Raw genomic sequence first — 14,951 nt, forward strand, 5'->3', positions numbered from 1 at the left:
TGAGCGGGGTCGGTCCGCCCGCTCTCCGCCCGCGCGGCTCGGCTGTCGCAAGGGAAACCGACTTTTTCGTCCCCCTCCGAGAGGAGGTATGAGCACCTTCGAACCGCCCGCGGAGACGCTGGCGGACGTCGTCGTCGTCGACTACGGGCTCGGGAACCTCCGGTCCGCGACCCGCGGCTTGGAGCGGGCGGGCGCGGCCGTCGAGATCACCGACGACCCGGAAGCGTTCGCGGCCGCCGACGGCGTCGTCCTCCCGGGCGTCGGCGCGTTCCGCGAGGGGATGGAGAACGCCGGCCCGCTGCGCGAGGCGCTGACCGACCACGCCGAGGCCGGCCGGCCCCTCTTCGGGATCTGTCTCGGGATGCAGATGCTCCTGACGACGAGCGAGGAGGCCGACCACGAAGGCGAAGGCGAGGTGACGGGGCTCGATCTGGTGCCCGGGACCAACGTCCGGTTCGAGGTGGACCGCAAGGTGCCCCACATGGGATGGAACGAGCTCGAAATCGCGCGCGACCACCCGATCGTCGATGGCGTCGACGGCGAGTACGCCTACTTCGTCCACTCCTACTACGCCGAGCCGGACGACCCGGACGCGGTCGTCGCGGCCGCGGACTACGGCGTCGACTTCCCGGCGGTCGTCGCCAACGAGGCCGGCAACGTGTTCGGGACGCAGTTCCACCCCGAGAAGAGCGGCGAGACGGGGCTGCGGATTCTGCGGAACTTCGTCGAGTACTGCGCGGAGCGGTAGGCCGCGGGGTCTCTTTATAACTCGTCGTACGGGCCGGGCTTGGCCGCGGTCAGCCGGTCGACCTGCTCGTCCGAGAGGTCGATCGTCGCGGCCGCGAGGTTCTCGCGGAGCTGGTCGACGGTGCGGGCGCCGACGATGGGCGCGGTGACGCCGTCGCGGTGCGCGAGCCACGCGAGCGCGGTCTGCGCCGGGGAGGCGCCGACCTCGTCGGCCACGGCGTCCAACTCGTCGTGGACGTCGAAGTTTGCCTCGGTGAGGTACGCCTCCTGGAACCGGCTGGACTCGGCGGCCTTCGAGTCGTCCGGCAGGTCAGCGTCGCGGTCGTACTTCCCAGTCAAAAAGCCCTGCCCGAGCGGGCTCCACGGGGAGACGGCGAGGTTGCGCTGGCGCGCGAACTCCAAGTAATCTCCCTCGACCTCGCGGTCGACGAGGTTGTAGCGCGGCTGGAGCACCGTGAACGGCTCCCAGCCCTCGCTGCGCGCAATCTCGTTGGCCCGGGCGACCTTCCAGGCGTTCGGGCGGAGCGTGGAGGCGCCGAGGTAGTGGACCTTCCCGGACTCGACGAGCCCGTTCAGCGTCTTCATCAGCTCGCGGGCGGGCGTCTCGTCGTCCCAGCGGTGGATGTAGAGGACGTCGATGTAGTCGGTGTCGAGCCGGTCTAAGAGGGCGTCGACGCGGTGGCGGACGTTCTTGCGGTTCGTGCCCCGGCTGTTCGGGTCGCCGTCGCGGATCTGCCAGTACACCTTCGAGGCGACCGTGTAGCGCTCGCGGTCGCGCTCGGCCAGCCAGTCCCCGATCCAGCGCTCGCAGTCGCCGCCGCCGTACACGTCGGCGGTGTCGATGTAGCGCCCGCCGGCGGTCTCGTAGGCGTCGAGCAGCTCGTGGGCCCGCTCCTCGTCGATCTCCACGTTCCCCGCCTCGGTCACGCGGCCGAAGCGCCACGTGCCGAACTGGAGTTCGCTCGTCCGCAGGCCGGTCCGGCCGAGCGGCACGGTTCCCAGATCGATCTCGTCGAGTTCAGGCGTCATCGACGAACGCTACTCGCGGTCGACGCAAAAAGCCTCAGCAACCGGATGCGGTGTGGGAACGCGTCTCTCTCTCCGGGCGACTACTCGCACGCAACGGCGAAGTGCTCCTCCGCCGCGGCCGCGGTGCACACCGGACACCCGGCGTCGAGTATCGTCTCCCGCATCGCGTCGTTGACCTCGATGGTCTGTTCGCAGTCCGGACAAGTGAAATGAACGGTGGTCAACGGCTTGGCCTCTCGTTTCTGCGGCACGCGGGCTGTGAACATAAATGGACGGTTCCGGGGCGTCGTCGTCCGCCGCGGTCCCGCGGCCGGCGGAGCGCCGCCCGGTCACTCCGTCCGCGGCACCGCGTACGCGCCGACGGCGAGGAACCCGGCGGCGAGCGCGGTCAACACGGCGAGGTCGGCGGCCCACGCGCCGCCCTCGAAGGTGATCGCTCGGGTCCCGCGAGCGAAGTACGTCAGCGGCGAGGCGGCGACCGCGGGCAGGAACCACTCGGGCAAAAGCGACGGCGTGACGAACGTCTCGGAGAGGAAGAGGAGGGGGAGCGCGACCGTGTTGCTCGCGGCGATCACCCCGTCCTGCGAGTCCGCGAGCGCGCCGAGGATCGCCCCGAGCCCGCAGAACAGCCCGACCGCGACCGCGACGAAGACGGGGAGGGCGGCCAGCGCGGGCGAGACGACGAGCGTCGCGTCGGTCACCGCGAGGACGAGACCGAGGATGAGCAGGCTCGCGGCCCCGATGATACCGACGTTGACGAGCGTGTGCGCGAGCAGCCACTCGGCGCGGGAGAGCGGCGTGGTCGCCAGCTTCTCGAACCGCCCGCCGTCGCGGTGGCGCGCTATCTCGGAGCCGACCCGCGAGAGGGGCGTGAAGAGGACGACGACCGCGAGGTAGCCGGGGATGTAGTAGCCCGCCGGCTCCGCGAAGAGGCCGCCGCCGGTCGGCTGGGTCCGCACCAGCGCGCCGAAGATGACGACGAGGATGACCGGGAAGAAGAACGTGAAGAACACCGCCGTCCGGCGCCGGGTGAACGAGCGCGCCGCCGCGACCGCCTCCGTCCGGATCCGGCCGAGGCGGCTCATCGCTCGCCCTCCGCATCGGCTCTCTCGGCGCTCTCGGTCAGCGCTCCCCCGTCTCCCCGGCGCGCGTACTCCTCGCCGGTGAGCCGCAGGTACACGTCTTCCAGCGACGGCTCCGACCACGAGAGCGAGTCGAACGCGACCCCGGCGCCGTCGAGCGCGTCGACCGCGGCGCCGATGGACTCGGGCCGCACGCCGCGCACCCGAAGCCCCTCCTCGGTCGCCTCGACGGTCGGATCGGTCCCGAGGCGGTCGCGGACGCCGGCCGCGACGGCCTCGACGACCCCGTCGGTCGCCGGCGCGGCGGTCGTGGCGTCGAGTCGCGGGTCGCCGCCGTGCTCCGCGACGAGCCGGTCCGGCGCCCCGCTCGCGATCACTCGGCCGTCGCGCAGCAGCGCGGCCCGGTCCGCGAGCCGCTCGACCTCGTCCATCGCGTGGCTCGTGAGGAAGACCGTCGTCCCCCCGGCCGCGAGCCGCTCGATCAGCCGGTGGATCGCCCGCCGGCCGGCGGGGTCGATCCCGGTCGTCGGCTCGTCGAGGAACAGCAGGTCGGGGTCGTTGACGACGGCGGTCGCGACGCAGGTCCGGCGCTTCTGGCCGCCCGAGAGCGTCTCGTACCAGGCATCCGCGTCGTCGGCCATTCCCACGTCTTCGAGGACCGCCTCGGTGTCGCGGGCCGCGTCGTACAGCCCGCCGTAGTAGTCGACCAGTTCGCGGGCCGTGAGCCGCGCGGGCGGGTCGAACGACTGCGGGAGCAGCCCGATCCGGGCGGGGTCGACGTCCCGCGGCCGCTCCCCGAAGACGCGCAGGTCGCCCTCGGCCTCGGTGGTCCCCGTCAGCGCGCGCACCAGCGTCGTCTTCCCGGCGCCGTTCGGGCCGATCAGCCCGAACACCTCGCCGGCCGCGACGTCGAGGTCGACCCCGTCGAGCGCGTCGACGTCGCCGTACGACTTCCGAACGCCCTCACCGCCGACAACGGGGTCGGCCGCGGGGCCGGCGGAGGGATCCGCCGCGGCGGCTCCCCCGGCCGCGTCGACCGCGGCGTCGGTCGCTGTCTCGTCCATGGCCCGACTGCGGCCGCGGTGCGCGTAAGGGTTGCTCTTCGGCGGCGACACGGCCCGATCAATCAACTTCGGCGCGTGCCGACGAGCGCCCGCAGGGCGCGAGTCGCACGCGCGAGGGACGCCGCGAGCGGAGCGAGCGGCGAGGCTGGGGAGGCGTGAGGTGCGGGGCGGTGCCGTGCGGGGTGGGACTCAAAGGGGCAGTCGCGAGGCGGGCGCAGGCGACACAAGCACCGCAACGAGTGAGCACAGCGAACGAGTGAGGAGCGCAGCGAGCGTGCGCCCGCCTCGCAGCTGGGGCTTTGGAGATGTTCGCCGCTGGTCCACAGTCAGCCGTTTTTAAGCGGGTGATTGGGACTTCGGCCGTCGTCGTGGTTCCGAGACCGACCTAGTCCGGTCTCGCGCTCAGAGCGCCGACGATTGCGCTCTCGACACCGACCGAGTCTCACCCGCTCTCCGCGCGATCGCCTCCCCCGTCCCGGTCCGTTACCCCTAAGCGACGCGCTCCCGATTCACGGCGTATGTACTACCACGAGGCGGCGGCGTTCCTCTTCGACCTCCGCCGCTTCTCGGTCAAGCCCGGTACGGAGCGGGTGGAGGCGCTGTTAGCGCACCTCGGGGACCCCCAAGAAGACGTTCCGTTCGTCCAGATCGCCGGGTCGAACGGGAAGGGAAGCGCGGCGCGGATGACGGAGTCGGTCCTGCGGGAGGCGGGGCTGTCGGTGGGGCTGTACACCTCGCCGCACCTCTCCGCGCTCGCGGAGCGCGTCCGCGTCGACGGCCGGGAGATGACCGAGGCCGCGGTCGCGGCGTTCGTCGAGGAGGTGCGCCCGTGGCTGGTCGACCGGGCGGCCGCGGGCGAGCCGCTCACCTTCTTCGAGGTCGTGACGGCGATGGCGGTCCGAGAGTTCGCGCGCCGCGACGTCGACGTGGCGGTCTTGGAGGTCGGGCTCGGCGGCGAGTACGACGCGACGAGCGCGGTCGACCCCGTCGCGACCGCCGTGACGAACGTCTCCTTAGAACACACCGCGGTCCTCGGGGACACGATAGGCGAAATCGCCCGCACGAAGGCCCGGATCGCCCGCTCCGACGCGCCCTTCGTGACCGCCTGCGAGGGCGAGGCGCTAGACGTCGTCCGCGAGGTGGCGGGCGAGGCCGGCGCGCCGGTGACCCGCGTGACCGGCGAGGGGGACGCGGACGAGCGGAGCTCCGCCGACGCCGATGAGTCCGCCGACGCCGATCCCGCCGACCCGCCCGCCTTCGCGGCGACCTACGGGGGCCGCGTCAGCGCCACCGACGCCGAGGTCTCGCTCGCCGGCGAGCGCGAGGGGACCTACCGGATCCCCCTCGTCGGCCGCCACCAGGCGACGAACGCGGCGGTCGCCGTCGCGCTCGCGGACCGGACGGCGGCCGCGCTGGGGACCGACCTCCCCGACCGCGCCCTGCGCGACGGCCTCGCGCGGGCGACGTGGCCGGGGCGGTTCGAGGTGGTCGACACGGCGCCGCTGACCGTCCTCGACGGCGCGCACAACCCCGCGGCCGCCCGCACGCTCGCGGCGACGCTCGACGAGTACGACTACGGCGACCTCCACCTCGTCTACGCCGCGATGCACGACAAGGACCACGCGGAGACGGCGGCGGCGCTCCCCGACGCGGCGACGGCGATCACCTGCCGTCCCGCGATCGACCGTGCGGAGGACCCGCACGTGCTCGCGGCCGCGCTGCGCGCCGCGGGCGTCGACCGCGTGACGGCCGGCGACGACGTGTCGGACGCGCTCGCGACCGCGGTCGAGGCCGCGGACGAGGACGACTGCGTGTTGCTCGTCGGCTCGCTGTTCGCGGTCGCGGAGGCGCGCGCGGCGCACACCCGAACGGTCCGCGAGCGGTCGGTCCGCGGCGCCGACGACGCGGCCCACGCGCTCGACACCGCCGGAGTCCCGCCGACGGGCGTCGCGGCCAACCGTGACGGCGTCGACCACCGCGTCCTCACGCTCCGGCTGCGCGGCGACCGCGCCGAGCGCGTCGCGAGCGAGGCCCGGGCGGTCGGCGGCGACGCGGCGCTCGGCGGGCTCGGCGCGGACGAGGACCGCGGCGCCGGCGGCGAGCGGGTGCCCGTCACCGTCGCGGGGACGGTCGCGGAGCTCCGAGCGCTCGTCGACCGGCTCGACGCGGCCGATCGCGGCGGACTCGGCGGGGTGGCGAGCGACCTCGCCGGAGCAATCGGGATCGGCGGGGCGGGCGAGGGCGACGCGGGCGACGACCCCGACTTCCCGTGGACCGACCGCACCGCCGTGATGGGCGTGCTCAACGTCACGCCGGACTCGTTCCACGACGGCGGGCGCCACGCGGCCCTCGACGACGCGGTCGCGGGCGTCGAGCGGATGGTCGAGGCGGGGGTCGACATCGTCGACGTCGGCGGGGAGTCGACCCGCCCGGGCGCCGAGCCGGTTCCGGTCGACGAGGAGATAGACCGGGTCGTCCCCACTATCGAGGCGATCCAGTCGGTACCGGCGGTCGGCTCCGGCGACGTGCTGGTCTCGGTCGACACGCGGAAGCCGGCGGTCGCCGAGGCGGCGCTCGACGCGGGCGCGGACATCATCAACGACGTGACGGGGCTGGAGGACCCCGAGATGCGGTCGGTCGTCGCGGACGCGGACTGTCCGGTGATCGTGATGCACAGCCTCGACGCGCCGGTCGACCCGGACGCCGACCCCGAGTACGACGACGTGGTGAGCGAGGTCGTCGACGCCTTACGCGAGCGACTCGCGCTGGCGGACACGGCCGACATCGACCGCGACCGCGTCATCGTCGACCCCGGGATCGGGTTCGGCAAGTCGCCGGCGGAGGACTTCGAACTGCTCGCGCGCTGCGGGGAGTTCGCGGCGCTCGGCTGCCCGGTCCTCGTCGGCCACTCGCACAAGTCGCTGTACGGCGCCGTCGGGCGCGACGCGGACGACCGCGAGCACGCGACGGTCGCGGGCACCGCGCTCGCCGCCGACCGCGGCGCCGACATCGTCCGGGTCCACGACGTCGCGGAGAACCGCGCGGCGGTCGACGTCGCCGCCGCGGCGAACGGGTCGCTCCGCGAGGCGGACGACGTCGCGGAGAGGTCGGAGTGACGCGGTCGGAATCCGCCCGTCGAGTCGAGGGCGCCGACGGCAGCGTTTTGCCTCGCGACCCCGTCGCGTGCGTATGACCCGGCGCCTGCTGCTCGGCTGTAGCGCGGTCGGGAACGCCCTCGCCGAGCGCACCCGCGAGGAGCGCGGCGACCTGGTGGCGATCACCGACGACACGGGCTGGGCGTCGACGCTGCGCGACCGCAACGTCGCCACCGTCGAGTCCGACCCGACCGACGCCGAGGCGTATCCCGACTCGGCGGCGATCGTGTTGGTCGCGAGCGACGACGCCGCCCGTAACGTCGCCGCCGCGCACGCGGCCCGGACCCGTTACCCGGAGGCGATGATCGTCGCGTACCTCGGGACGGCGCCGACCGACGAGCAACGGACGGCGATCGCGGCGGTCGCTGACCGCGTGGTCGACCCCGTCGAGGCCGTCACCGACCGCGTCTGCGAGGCGATCGGTCTCGACGGCGACGCGGCTGACGGCGCTGGTGCGGTCGACGCGGGCGGCGCGGGCGGCGCCGACGAGCCGAGCGGCGCCGCCCCGAATCCCGCTGGCGACCGCTCGCAGACCCCGGACGACGAGCGGCCGGCCCGGCTGCTCGCGACGCTCCGGGCGCTCTCGGGACCGCTGCTGGTCGTCGCGCACGACAACCCCGACCCGGACGCCATCGCGAGCGCGCTCGGGCTGGCGCGGATCGCGGACTCGATCGGCGTCGACGCCGACGCCTGTTACGGCGGGGAGATCGCCCATCAGGAGAACCGGGCGATGGTGAACCTCCTCGACATCGGCCTCCGGTCGTTCGACGAGATCGACCTCGACGAGTACGGCGGCGTCGCCTTGGTCGACCACTCCCGCGCGGGGATCAACGACAGCCTCCCCGAGGGCCACCCGGTCGACGTCGTGATCGACCACCACCCGCCACGGGGACCGGTCGCGGGGTCGTTCGTCGACATCCGCCCCGCGATCGGCGCGACGAGCACGCTCATCGCGGAGTACCTCTCGCGGTTCGGGATCGTGCCGGACCGGGACCTCGCCACGGCGCTTCTGTACGGGATCCGGATCGACACGAAGGACTTCACGCGGGCGACCGCGACCGACGACTTCGAGGCGGCCGCCGCGCTGCTCGCGCACGCCGACGAGTCGACGCTCGAACGCGTCGAGAGCCCGAGCGTGAGTTCCGAGACGCTGCGGGTCCTCGCGGCCGCCATCGAGAACCGCGACGTCCGCGGGTCGGTGGCGGCCTCCTGCGTCGGGGAGATATCCGACCGCGACGCGCTCGCGCAGGCGGCCGACCGGCTCCTCGATCTGGACGGCGTGACGGTGACGTTCGTCTACGGCTACATGGAGGGGGTGATCTACGGCTCCGCCCGCGCCCGCGGCGCCGACCTCGACGCCGGCGAACTGCTCCGCGACGCGCTCGACCCGGTGGGGTCGGCCGGCGGCCACGCGTCGATGGCCGGCGCGCAGGTCCCGCTCGGCATCCTGAGCGAGGTCTCCGAGGCGGAGTCGCTCCCGGACGTCGTCGAGGCGTTCGTCGCCGGGCGGTTCTTCGAGGCGCTCGACGACGCGCCCGCCCAGCCCGTCGGGCTTCCCCCGGAGTTCCCGACGGACTGAGCGGGTTCGAGCCGACCGGGACGAGGCCGGGTCGCGGCCGCGAGCGCGTCGGGCGCGGGGCGGTGAACGAGGCCGGTCGTGCGGCCGCCGCGCCAACGGTCGCAACGTACATACGGCGCGCCGGCGAACGCTTTCACATGACCGACGACGTCGTCGACCACCGTCGACTGATCATCGCCGGCACCGGCATCTCGGGCCTCTCCGCGGCCATCTACGCCGCGCGCTCGAACAACGACCCCCTCCTCGTCGAGGGCGACGAGCCGGGCGGCCAGCTCACGCTGACGAGCGAGGTGGAGAACTACCCCGGCTTCCCCGAGGGGATCTCCGGCCCGAGCCTGATCAACGACATGAAAGAGCAGGCGACGAAGTTCGGCGCCGAGACCCGCAACGGCGTCATCGAGGGCGTCTCGAAGGAGCCGGCGGGCCACTTCCGCGTCGAGCTCTCCGACGGCGACGCCTACACCGCCGACGCCGTCATCGCCGCGTCGGGCGCGAGCGCCCGCACCCTCGGCGTCCCCGGCGAGGACGACCTGATGGGGTACGGGCTCTCGACGTGTGCGACCTGCGACGGGGCGTTCTTCCGCGACGAGGACATGCTCGTCGTCGGCGGCGGCGACGCCGCGATGGAGGAGGCGAACTTCCTGACGAAGTTCGCGGACACCGTCTACGTCGCCCACCGCCGCGAGGAGTTCCGCGCCGAGGACGTGTGGATCGAGCGCACGATGGACGCCGTCGAGGAGGGCGACATCGAACTCCTCCTCAACACCGAGCTCACCGAGATCCACGGCTCCCGCGACGACGGCATCGACCGCGTGACGCTCGTCGAACACCCGGACGGCCACCCGAAGGAGAAGCTGGACGACCCGGCGACCGCGGACGAGGTCGACGAGTACGAGTTCGACGTGGGCGCCGTCTTCTACGCCATCGGCCACACGCCGAACACCGACTTCTTAGAGGGAACGGGGATCGAGACCGACGAGGACGGCTATCTGATCTGCGAGGGCGGCCGCGGCGCGAACCAGACCGCCACCGGCGTCGAGGGCCTCTTCGGCGCGGGCGACGTGGTCGACTTCCACTACCAGCAGGCCGCCACCGCGAGCGGCATGGGCGTGAAGGCCGCGCTCGACGCCGACGAGTACCTCTCCGAGCGCGAGCGCGCCGGCGAGCTTTATCAAGGCGAGGTCGACGCCGCGGCCGCGGACGACTAACAATCGCGGAGTCCTGCGGTTTCTTCTAACGTAGCGTTCGGTCCAGCTCTCGGAGCGTGAGGACTGATTGACCGCGGGCCGAGCGTTTACTTATAATTACTCGGGTGTGAATCGCGGGAAAACGCTTCCAAAGCCCCAGCCACTCGCTTATAAACAGCTGATGGCGGTTCGACGGTGTACACCTCTAAAGCCCCCGCCTCGCGACTGCCCCTTTGAGTCCCGCCCCGCACGGCGACCGCACCTCACGCCTCCCAGCCTCGTCGGCCTCCCTCCGCTTCGCTCCGGTCGGCCGACCCCAGCGAGAATCGAAGATTCTCTGGCAGCCGGCGGCAGAGCCGCCGGCGACGCCACCGCAGTTTTATTTATAAATGGTCGCTGCTCGACTACGACAGAATCTCGACCTCGTACCCCTCGGCTTCGAGCGCGTCGACGATGTCGGCGGCGTGTTCGGCGTCGTCGGTCTCCAGTTCTAATTCGAGTTCGGCGGCGTTGACAGCCACGTCCCGCGAGGTGCGGTCGTGGTGGACCGCGTACACGTTCGCGCCGGTGCGCGCGACGATGCTGGAGACGCGCTCCAGTTCGCCGGGACGGTCCTTCAGGTCGATCGTGATCTTGAGGTACCGGCCCATCTGGACCAGCCCGCGCCGGACCACGGTGCCGAGGCGGTTGAGGTCGATGTTACCGCCACAGAGTGCGGCGACTATCGTCTCCCCGTCGTCGTACTCGAACGCCTCCGAGAGGACGGCCGCGAGCGCGACCGCCCCGGCGCCCTCGACGAGCGTCTTCGCGCGCTCCAAGAGCAGCGTGAGGGCGAGGGCGATCTCGCGGTCGTCGACGGTGACGACCTCGTCGACGTACTCTGCCATGACCGCGAGCGTCCGTTCGCCCACCGACCGCGTCGCGATCCCGTCGGCGATCGTGTCGACGCCGTCGATCTCCGTGACCTCGCCGGCTTCGAGCGACCTCGCGGCCGAGGCGGCCCCCTCCGCCTGAACGCCGACGACGCGGGCGTCCGGGAGCTGCTCTTTGACCGCGACCGCGACGCCCGAGATCAGCCCGCCGCCACCGATCGGGACGACCACCGTGTCGAGTTCGGGACAGTCGTCGACGATTTCGAGGCCGAGCGTCCCCTGCCCGGCCATCACGACCGGGTCGTCGAACGCGTGGACGTAGGTCCGGTCCTCCTCGCGCTCCAGCCGGTGCGCGTACGCCTGCGACTCGTCGTAGTCGACGCCCTCCAGCCGGACGCTCGCGCCGTACCCGCGGGTGGCCTTCACCTTCGAGACGGGCGCGAACTTCGGCATCACGACGGTGGCGTCGACGCCCGCGCGGCTGGCCGCAAGCGCCACGCCCTGCGCGTGGTTGCCCGCGCTCGCGGTGACGACGCCCGCCTCTCGCTCCGCGTCCGAGAGCGTCTGGATCCGGTTCATCGCGCCGCGGATCTTGAACGCGCCGGTCCGTTGGAAGTTCTCTAACTTGAGGTGGAGGTCGGCGCCGCTCATCTCCGAGAAGGAGCGCGACCGCTCCAGCGGCGTGTGTCGGGCGACGCCCGAGACCCGCTCGCGCGCCTCGCGGATGTCGGCAAGACTGAGCATGCCACCCCGTCGACTCGCCGCCCGCTAATCGGTTCCGGTCAGTGCCGGCCGCCCGACGCGGCCGAGCGGGCGCCGGGGCGGGGGTCGACCGCGCCGCTGCGCTCGCTCGGATCGACGTGCGGGCGGCTCGCGGTTCGTGAAAGGGGGAATGCACGCGTGTGACGTGCGAGTAAAGTGAGGCGGCGGGAATACAAAAAGGTGGGGCTACCAGAGTGAAAGTGTAACCGCACGACTGCGGCGCCGTCATCCGCCCGTCAGACGGGATCTCGGGGGGTCAACCGAACCCGCACGTCGCGCTCGTCGAGGACCGATCGCACCCGCCCGCCGAACGGGCCGGTCCCCGGCCACGTCGCGTCCGCGTCGAGCCGGTCGGGGTCGCCCACGTACACCGCGGCGGCGTCCGGGTGGTCGGCCGGCGCGTCGAGCGGCACGGTCTCGCGGACGTACAGCCCGCCGTCGACGTCCTCGTACGCGTCGAGCGCGCCGATCTCCTCCGTCCGGAGGAGCCGCCCCGCCGTCTCGCCGCCCGGCGCGAGCGTCGGGTACCGCCCTTCCACCAGCCGGAGGCCGTCGAGCGTCGCGGGGCCGACGAAGACGAACGAGTCGAGGACCTCGGCCACTCGGTCCGGCTCGGTCAGCGTCCCGTACACGAAGACGTCCATGGGCTGCGTGGGTCGCTCGCGGGCTTCAACGTTCGGGCGATCCCGGCCCGACGCGGTCGACTCCCCCGCGACGCCGAGTGCCGGCGACGCCGACCGGCTCCGATATATCAATACCGCGGGGGCTCGTCGAACGCGACGCATGGACTTCCCGCGGCTGCGGCGCGTCTGGGAGCGCGTGTTCTCGCTCGCGTGGCCCGTCATGGCCGAGCAGACGTTCCGCACCGCGATGCGGACGACCGACATCCTCGTCACCGCGCTGTTCTCGCCGGCCGCGGTCGTCGCGATCGGACTCGCGGACCTGTACGCCCGGTTCCCGCTGCGGATCGGGCTGGGGCTGGGCGGCGGCGCCATCGCGCTCTCCTCGCAGGACACGGGCGCGGGCGCCGCGGAGAACCGCGACGAGGCGGTGACGCAGGCGATCCTGATCGGCGCGCTCGCCGGGGTCCCGTTCGTCCTCTTCGGCCTCCTCTTCGGTGAGCTCGCGATCGACGTGTTCGGCCGGCTCGTCGGCGAGCGGACCTCGCCCGCGGTCGTCGACCTCGGCTCCACGTACCTCGCGGTCGTGTTCGCGACCGCCCCGGCGCGCCACGTCGCCCTCGTCGGCGCCCGCGCGCTCCAGGGGACCGGCGACACCCGGACGCCGATGTACGTCAACGTCGCCGCCAACTCCGTCAACATCGCCGGCTCCGTCGTCCTCGGACTCGGGCTGTTCGGCCTCCCGCGGCTCGAGGTCCTCGGCGTCGGCCTCGCGACCGCGGGCGCGAACGTCCTCACCGCCGGCCTGCTCTGTTTCGCCATCTGGGGGTCGTGGACCGACGCGGAGTTCGCGTGGCCGCGCGACCTCACGATCGCGAAACAGCTCCTCGTCGTGAGCGCCCCCCGCGTCGCGGAGGGGTTCGGCTCCGAGATCGCGGAGTTCCCGTTCAACGCCCTCCTCCTCGGCTTCGGGGAGGCCGTCAACGCCGGGTTCCAGATCGGCCGCCGCGTCTACCAGCAGGTGACCGGGCCGCTCTCGCGCGGCTACAACGTCGCGGCGTCCGTCCTCGTCGGGCAGGCGCTCGGCGAGGGCGACCCGGAGGCGGCGCGGTTCAACGGGTGGGCGGTCGCCGGGCTCGGCGTGCTCACGGTCGGGACGATCGGGATCGGGCTCGTCGTCGGCGCGCCCCGGTTGGTCCCGATATTCACCGACGACGCGGCGACGATCGAGTACGCGGTCGACTTCGCGCGGGTGTACGGGGTCGCGGGCGCCGCGCTCGCCTGCTTTTCCGCCCTCTCCGGCTCGCTTCAGGGGGCCAGCGAGACGCGGATCCCGCTCGTCGCGCGCGTCTCCGCGATGTTCGGGCTCTTCTTGGGACTGTCGTGGCTCCTCGGCCGCACGGCGGGGTTCGGTCCCGCTGGCGCGTACGTCGGGGTGTCCGCCGCCTACGTTTGGATGGCCCTCGTCGTCGCCGCCGGCTTCCACTACTCCGGGTGGGCGACCCGCGCCGCCGACATGATGGACGCCCGCGGGTCCGGGCCGGACGCCGACTCGGACGCGGGATCCGACGCCGCGCCCGACCCCGTGTCCGACGAGGAATCGACGTAGGAACGCTGCCGCGGCCGACCGCGGCCCTCGCCGCCGACCGCCCCCCGTCCCGCCGCCCTCCCGGCTACCACTCGCCGCCGAGCGACTCCTGTTCGGACCCCGCGTCGCCCCTGAGCCGCCGGCGGCGCTTGTCGTAGGCGGCCTCAAGCTTCGCGTTCGTCGCCCGCGAGACGAGGTAACAGTCCGCGTCGCCGTCGTCGCGGGGGTGCGCGCTCGCGACCCAGACGTGGCCGTCGCCGGCCGAGAGGTCGTCGGCCCAGCGCTCGGCGGCCGCGCGGCTCTCGAACGCGTGGCGCGTGCCGTCCTCGAAGACGAGCCGCCCCACCTTCGCGTTCCGCTTTCGGGCCGAGGGTTTGATCGCGACGACGACGCTCACACCCCGCGATCGGTCGCCGTCAGGTAAAAACCTCGTCAGACGCGAGCGCGGTCAGTTCTCACTCCTGAGGTACTCGTCCAGCGTCTCGAACTCCTCTCGGGAGAGGATCACCTCGGTCTCGAACGCGTCGAACCGCTCGAAGTCGTCGTCGATCGTCAGGACGGTGTTCACGCCCTCCTCGATCGCGATCTGCGCGTAGTAGCCGTCCCAGCCGCCGACGTTCGCGTCGGCGGCCCTGTCGAGGCCGCCGCGAGCCGTCTCCTCCGGGAGTCGGTCGTGCCAGCAGATCCGCTTCGCGTCGAGGAAGTTCGACAGCAGCCGCGAGGTGTCCGCGTTGGAGCGACCGTAGTAGGTCGTGAGAACCTCGTGGGCACCGTACACGGCCGGATACGGAACGACGGCGTCGATCTCGCCGGCGATCGCCTTTCGAACGTGCGAGAGCGCGGCGTCCCGGACGGGGGCGTCCGTGTGCGCGAGCGCGATCACGCCCACGTCGAACAGGTACGGGCCGCCGGAGTTACCCATCTGTTCCGTCTTCTTCGACCGAATTGCTACCCTCGACCGGCTCCCCTTCCGCGCCCCGTCGAACCGCCTCACGGTGCTTCCGGGCGATAGGACCGGCCTCGTCGTCGAGCGACTCGATCGCCCCACGCTCCGGGGCCGTCTCCTCGACGAGCCGGTCCAGCCGGTCGAGAACCCGTTCCGGGTCGTCCTCGGGTCGTATCACCACCTCGCCGTCTTCCTCCCGGACTTCGACCTCGGTCCCCGGCGTGATGTCGAGTCGCTCCCGGACCGCCTGCGGGAGGACGACGCGCCCCTTCGCGTCCACTTTCGGCATGTTCCCACGTACGGTGGGAACAGGAATAAAG

The 14,951-nt window shown here is 72.5% G+C and carries 14 protein-coding genes; 5 read left to right on the forward strand and 9 right to left on the reverse strand.

The window, feature by feature from the left end; translation table 11 throughout:
• The first annotated feature begins 88 nt into the window (after window positions 1-88).
• Window positions 89-748 carry an imidazole glycerol phosphate synthase subunit HisH gene (gene hisH, locus KI388_RS15025; protein WP_215087368.1) on the forward strand — a complete coding sequence of 220 codons (660 nt, stop codon included), beginning with the start codon at window positions 89-91 and terminating at the stop codon, window positions 746-748.
• Window positions 749-762: 14 nt separating this feature from the next.
• Here hisH and KI388_RS15030 read toward each other — a convergent pair whose 3' ends face one another.
• From KI388_RS15030 to KI388_RS15045, 4 genes are all read right to left on the reverse strand, one after another.
• On the reverse strand, window positions 763-1,776 hold the full coding sequence (locus tag KI388_RS15030) for an aldo/keto reductase (protein WP_215087369.1): 1,014 nt from the start codon (window positions 1,774-1,776) through the stop codon (window positions 763-765).
• Between the two features lie 80 nt (window positions 1,777-1,856).
• Window positions 1,857-2,000, reverse strand: coding sequence for a zinc ribbon domain-containing protein (locus tag KI388_RS15035; protein WP_215088806.1), 144 nt, complete (start codon window positions 1,998-2,000; stop codon window positions 1,857-1,859).
• 105 nt (window positions 2,001-2,105) lie between these two features.
• Window positions 2,106-2,861: an ABC transporter permease gene (locus tag KI388_RS15040; protein WP_215087370.1), complete on the reverse strand. Its 756-nt coding sequence runs from the start codon at window positions 2,859-2,861 to the stop codon at window positions 2,106-2,108.
• Window positions 2,858-3,922, reverse strand: a complete 1,065-nt coding sequence (locus tag KI388_RS15045; RefSeq protein WP_215087371.1) for an ABC transporter ATP-binding protein — start codon at window positions 3,920-3,922, stop codon at window positions 2,858-2,860. The genes KI388_RS15040 and KI388_RS15045 overlap by 4 nt, the downstream gene beginning before the upstream one ends.
• A 518-nt stretch (window positions 3,923-4,440) precedes the next feature.
• Between KI388_RS15045 and folP the strand changes: the two genes are divergently transcribed.
• From folP to KI388_RS15060, 3 genes are all read left to right on the forward strand, one after another.
• Window positions 4,441-7,038: a dihydropteroate synthase gene (gene folP, locus KI388_RS15050; protein WP_215087372.1), complete on the forward strand. Its 2,598-nt coding sequence runs from the start codon at window positions 4,441-4,443 to the stop codon at window positions 7,036-7,038.
• 73 nt (window positions 7,039-7,111) lie between these two features.
• Complete coding sequence (locus KI388_RS15055) at window positions 7,112-8,656, forward strand: bifunctional oligoribonuclease/PAP phosphatase NrnA (protein WP_215087373.1); 1,545 nt, start codon at window positions 7,112-7,114, stop codon at window positions 8,654-8,656.
• 137 nt (window positions 8,657-8,793) lie between these two features.
• On the forward strand, window positions 8,794-9,864 hold the full coding sequence (locus KI388_RS15060; RefSeq protein WP_215087374.1) for an FAD-dependent oxidoreductase: 1,071 nt from the start codon (window positions 8,794-8,796) through the stop codon (window positions 9,862-9,864).
• A gap of 383 nt (window positions 9,865-10,247) precedes the next feature.
• Here the strand turns inward: KI388_RS15060 and ilvA are convergent, their stop codons facing one another.
• Window positions 10,248-11,459 carry a threonine ammonia-lyase gene (ilvA, locus tag KI388_RS15065; RefSeq protein WP_215087375.1) on the reverse strand — a complete coding sequence of 404 codons (1,212 nt, stop codon included), beginning with the start codon at window positions 11,457-11,459 and terminating at the stop codon, window positions 10,248-10,250.
• Window positions 11,460-11,713: 254 nt separating this feature from the next.
• A complete protein-coding gene (locus KI388_RS15070) occupies window positions 11,714-12,121 on the reverse strand; it encodes a gamma-glutamylcyclotransferase family protein (protein ID WP_215087376.1) in 408 nt (135 codons plus the stop codon).
• A gap of 139 nt (window positions 12,122-12,260) precedes the next feature.
• Here KI388_RS15070 and KI388_RS15075 point away from each other — a divergent pair, with 139 nt between their 5' ends.
• Entirely contained in the window at window positions 12,261-13,706 is a 1,446-nt protein-coding gene (locus KI388_RS15075; protein WP_215087377.1) for an MATE family efflux transporter, read from the forward strand.
• A gap of 64 nt (window positions 13,707-13,770) precedes the next feature.
• Here the strand turns inward: KI388_RS15075 and KI388_RS15080 are convergent, their stop codons facing one another.
• From KI388_RS15080 to KI388_RS15090, 3 genes are read right to left on the reverse strand one after another with little or no spacing between them, the layout of a single operon-like run.
• Window positions 13,771-14,082, reverse strand: coding sequence for a hypothetical protein (locus tag KI388_RS15080; protein WP_215087378.1), 312 nt, complete (start codon window positions 14,080-14,082; stop codon window positions 13,771-13,773).
• Window positions 14,083-14,133: 51 nt separating this feature from the next.
• Window positions 14,134-14,607 (reverse strand): hypothetical protein, encoded by a 474-nt coding sequence (locus tag KI388_RS15085; protein ID WP_215087379.1) that lies wholly within the window; start codon window positions 14,605-14,607, stop codon window positions 14,134-14,136.
• Window positions 14,600-14,920 (reverse strand): AbrB/MazE/SpoVT family DNA-binding domain-containing protein, encoded by a 321-nt coding sequence (locus KI388_RS15090; RefSeq protein ID WP_215087380.1) that lies wholly within the window; start codon window positions 14,918-14,920, stop codon window positions 14,600-14,602. The genes KI388_RS15085 and KI388_RS15090 overlap by 8 nt, the downstream gene beginning before the upstream one ends.
• Window positions 14,921-14,951 lie beyond the last annotated feature (31 nt).

The organism is Halorubrum sp. 2020YC2 (genome assembly GCF_018623055.1).
Taxonomy (GTDB): Archaea; Halobacteriota; Halobacteria; order Halobacteriales; family Haloferacaceae; genus Halorubrum.